Genomic DNA, 3,370 nt, shown 5'->3' on the forward strand with positions numbered 1-3,370 from the left:
TCGAGCACCGCATGGACGTGCGGCCGGATTCTGCCATCCGCCGCCAGCGCATCGATTGCGGCGACATTCTCCGCCCCCCGCTCGGGAAAGCGGCGGCCATATTCGCCCGCGCGCACGCCGACGACCGAGAAGCCCTTGATCAGGGGCATATTCACCGACACCTCTGGAATACGCCCCGAGGCGAAGCCGACGACGAGCAACCGCCCGCCAAAGGCGATGCAGCGCGTCGATTCGTCGAATACATCGCCGCCGACCGGATCGAAGATCACATCGGCGCCCTTACCGCCGGTCAGCCCTTTCACCTCCTCGCGAAATCCCGGTGCGGCGCCGATCAACGCGTCGACGCCATAGGAGGCGGCAATCGCGTCGCGCTTTGCCGGGCTGCTCGCCGCGGCGATCACGCGCGCGCCGAGCGCCTTCGCCAGATCGACCGTCGCCAGCCCGACCCCGCCCGCCGCGCCATGCACCAGCGTCCATTCGCCGGGCTCGATCCGCGCGCAGCGAACAAGCGCCACATAGGCGGTGAGATAGGCAACGCCGTAAGCGGCGGCTTCGTCCCACGACAGCCGCTCGGGCTTTGGTCGCAGCGCTCCCGCCGGAACAACACAATATTCCGCCATCGCGCCGAACCGGTTGCCGCCGATCACCGCATCACCGATCGTCCAGCCCGTCACGCCGTCGCCGAGCGCGTCGACGTCGCCCGCAAACTCAAGCCCCGACACGAACGGCAGGTTGGGTTTCAACTGATAGCCGCCGCCCGTCATCAGCAGGTCGGGGAAATTCACCGCCGCCGCGCGCACGCGCACACGCACCTCACCGGGTCCGGGCTCGGGCACGGCAAGATCGACCAGATCCGCGCCGCCATGATCGGGCAGCAATTCGCGTATCTGCAATGCCCGCATCGAGAAAGACCTTTCCTACAATGTACCAATATGGTTTGTTTGTGAAATTACAAGAACCATAGGAGCGAATCATGCCAAAACCCGACCCGTCGATATGTACCGCCGACACGCTGATCGATGCCGTCATCGACCGCGAAGGCCGATATGTAAACCACCCCGCCGATCGCGGCGGCCCGACCTGCTGGGGGATCACCGAAGCCGTCGCACGCGCGCAAGGCTATGCGGGCGCGATGCGCGACCTGCCGCGCAGCGAAGCCGCATCGATTTATCGCCGGCTCTATTGGCTGCGTCCCGGATTCGACAAGGTCGCATTGCGCGCGCCAGGGATCGCAGCCGAGCTGTTCGATACCGGCGTCAACATGGGGACCGGCACCGCCGCCGGTTTTCTTCAGCGGGCGCTCAATGCGCTCAACCGCGCCGCGCGCGACTATCCCGACATTGCCGTCGACCGCGACATCGGCCCGCGCACGCTGTCGGCACTCGACGGCTTTCTGAAAGCCCGCGGCAAGGGCGGCGAAACCGTCCTCCTCCGCGCGATGGAGGCGCTGCAGGGCGAACGCTACATCGCGCTCGCCGAGCGCCGCCCGAGCCAGGAAGCCTTTCTCTACGGCTGGCTCGCGAACCGCATCGGCGACGGCTAACACCCCACCCCGCGCCATGGGGCTGAACTTCCCTGAACTTTGAACTGACAGGAGCATTGCCATGAGCATCATCGAAGGCCTGATCGGCCCTATCGCCAAGCTGATCGACAAGATCATTCCCGATCCCGAAGCGCGCGACCGCGCCAAGCTCGAACTGCTCAAGCTGGAAGGCAGCCAGGAAATGGAAGCGATCCGCACGCGGATGACCGCGATCGTCGCCGAGGCGAACAGCGCCGACCCGTGGACCAGCCGCGCGCGGCCGAGCTTTCTCTATGTCATGTACGCCCTGCTGCTCTGGGCGATACCGATGGGTCTGATCGCGGCCGCGCGGCCCGAGATGGCAAAGGGGATTGCGGAGGGAATGAACGCCTATCTCGCGGGGATCCCCGAGCCGCTCTACGCGCTCTTCGGTACAGGCTATCTGGGGTACACCGCCGCTAGGGCATGGGGGAAGGCAAAGGGGGCGGAGAGCTAGGCATCGGCGGCGCGGGCGGCGCAAGGACGACGGGCGCCGCCGCATCGTCCACCGCCTGCCGCGCCGCGGCCAGTCCGACCTCGCGCGCGATCTTGGGCAGGCGATGGCTTTCGAGGCCCTTGCCCCAGTCGGCGCTCACTTCCATCGCGTCCGGCCCCGCGGGTCCGACGAGTACATCGATGGTGCGCCCATCATGGTCGATCGCAAAGGAGACACCGTTCAATCCGCGGCGCAGCGGGCGCTTCGCGGCCGCCTCGCACTTACCCTCGCAGCGCACGAAGTCCGCGCTCGCGCTCTCGTCGCCGCGATCGAGGACGACTTCCATGCCGTGCAGGCCGCCATTCGCGGCGTCGGGCGCGACATTGCCATAGACGCCCGCAGGGATGCGCCAGCCACCCTTGCCCGTCTCGGCCGGATCGCTTTTCTCACCGCAACCGGCGGCAAACAGCAGGGTAACGCCGAGCACCCCGGACGCAATCGCCCTCATGCGCCCCGCACCCCGGCCTCGACAACCGCCGCGAGGTTCGCGAGCGACGAGTTCAGCCCTTCCAGATGATCCTTGGCGGAAATTCCCGGCGGCACATGATGCGCGTCGATCGTGACCAGCGTGCCGCCGCTCTGCCGCGACAGATACCAGTGCATCTCCATCGTCCCGGAAAAGCGCGGATCGTCGGACTCGAACTCGACCTGCCACACGACCAGCCGCCCGTCGTCCAGTGTCGGAATATAGACTTCGACAATGTCACTATCGTCGTCGCTCTTGGTCTCGATATCGGCGTCGTCAAAGGTCAGTCGCATCAAAAAGCCGCCGCCCGCGCGCAGGTCGACATGCTCGAATGTCCCCGTCGCCCCTTCGGGCGGCAACCATATCGCAAGCTTCGTGGCGCTCGTGAACGCCGCAAAGACATCGACCAGCGGCGCCGCGATCAGCCGTTCGGCATGATCGGTGCGCCGCGTCTTCTTGGTCGGTTTCAAGCGAGCGCCGCTTTGACCGCCGCGACGGCATCGTTCGCCGCGCCGCCGTCAGGCCCGCCGCCCTGCGCCATGTCGGGACGGCCGCCGCCGCCCTGCCCGCCCAGCGCCGCGACCGCGGCCTTTACCAGTTCGACCGCCGAAACCTGGCCCGCAAGGTCGTCGGTGACTCCAACCGCCACGCTGGCGCGGCCTTCGTTGACGGCGACCAGCGCAGCGATGCCGCTGCCGAGCCGCTGCTTCATGCCGTCAACTTCGCCGCGCAAGCCCTTGGGATCGAGGCCTTCGACCACCTGGCCGAGGAACTTGTATGCGCCGACGGCTTCTGCCTTGGAGGTCGCTGAAGCTGACCCCGCGGCCTCAGCGATGCCGCCCATTGC

The 3,370-nt window shown here is 67.0% G+C and carries 6 protein-coding genes; 2 read left to right on the forward strand and 4 right to left on the reverse strand.

The annotated features are described in order from the left end of the window. Positions 1–902, reverse strand: a 902-nt coding sequence (locus tag VGD20_RS20585; RefSeq protein ID WP_331136236.1) for an NADPH:quinone oxidoreductase family protein, incomplete at its 3' end; no start/stop codon positions are given. Between the two features lie 71 nt (positions 903–973). On the opposite strand from VGD20_RS20585, the gene VGD20_RS20590 reads away from it, so the two are divergent. Both VGD20_RS20590 and VGD20_RS20595 read left to right on the forward strand, forming a co-directional pair. After that, positions 974–1,543: a glycoside hydrolase family 108 protein gene (locus VGD20_RS20590; protein ID WP_331136237.1), complete on the forward strand. Its 570-nt coding sequence runs from the start codon at positions 974–976 to the stop codon at positions 1,541–1,543. A gap of 61 nt (positions 1,544–1,604) precedes the next feature. Then, a complete protein-coding gene (locus tag VGD20_RS20595) occupies positions 1,605–2,018 on the forward strand; it encodes a holin family protein (protein ID WP_331136238.1) in 414 nt (137 codons plus the stop codon). On the opposite strand, the gene VGD20_RS20600 is transcribed toward VGD20_RS20595, so the two are convergent. From VGD20_RS20600 to VGD20_RS20610, 3 genes are all read right to left on the reverse strand, one after another. Continuing rightward, entirely contained in the window at positions 1,981–2,505 is a 525-nt protein-coding gene (locus VGD20_RS20600; RefSeq protein ID WP_331136239.1) for a hypothetical protein, read from the reverse strand. The two genes, VGD20_RS20595 and VGD20_RS20600, sit on opposite strands and share 38 nt — an antisense overlap. Then, the gene (locus VGD20_RS20605) at positions 2,502–2,993 is read right to left on the reverse strand and encodes an SRPBCC family protein (RefSeq protein ID WP_331136240.1); all 492 of its coding nucleotides are present in this window, start codon (positions 2,991–2,993) and stop codon (positions 2,502–2,504) included. The genes VGD20_RS20600 and VGD20_RS20605 overlap by 4 nt, the downstream gene beginning before the upstream one ends. After that, the coding region (locus tag VGD20_RS20610; RefSeq protein WP_331136241.1) for a DHHA1 domain-containing protein at positions 2,990–3,370 on the reverse strand (381 nt) is incomplete at its 5' end. The genes VGD20_RS20610 and VGD20_RS20605, both read right to left, overlap by 4 nt.

The sequence above is a fragment of the Sphingopyxis sp. genome, assembly GCF_036402335.1.
Classification (GTDB): domain Bacteria; phylum Pseudomonadota; class Alphaproteobacteria; order Sphingomonadales; family Sphingomonadaceae; genus Sphingopyxis.

Bases quoted from the DNA above. Each gene is read 5' to 3' on its own strand.
- VGD20_RS20590 (WP_331136237.1), top strand. From the start codon at position 974: ATGCCAAAACCCGACCCGTCGATATGTACCGCCGACACGCTGATCGAT.
- VGD20_RS20595 (WP_331136238.1), top strand. From the start codon at position 1,605: ATGAGCATCATCGAAGGCCTGATCGGCCCTATCGCCAAGCTGATCGAC.
- VGD20_RS20600 (WP_331136239.1), bottom strand. From the start codon at position 2,505: ATGAGGGCGATTGCGTCCGGGGTGCTCGGCGTTACCCTGCTGTTTGCC.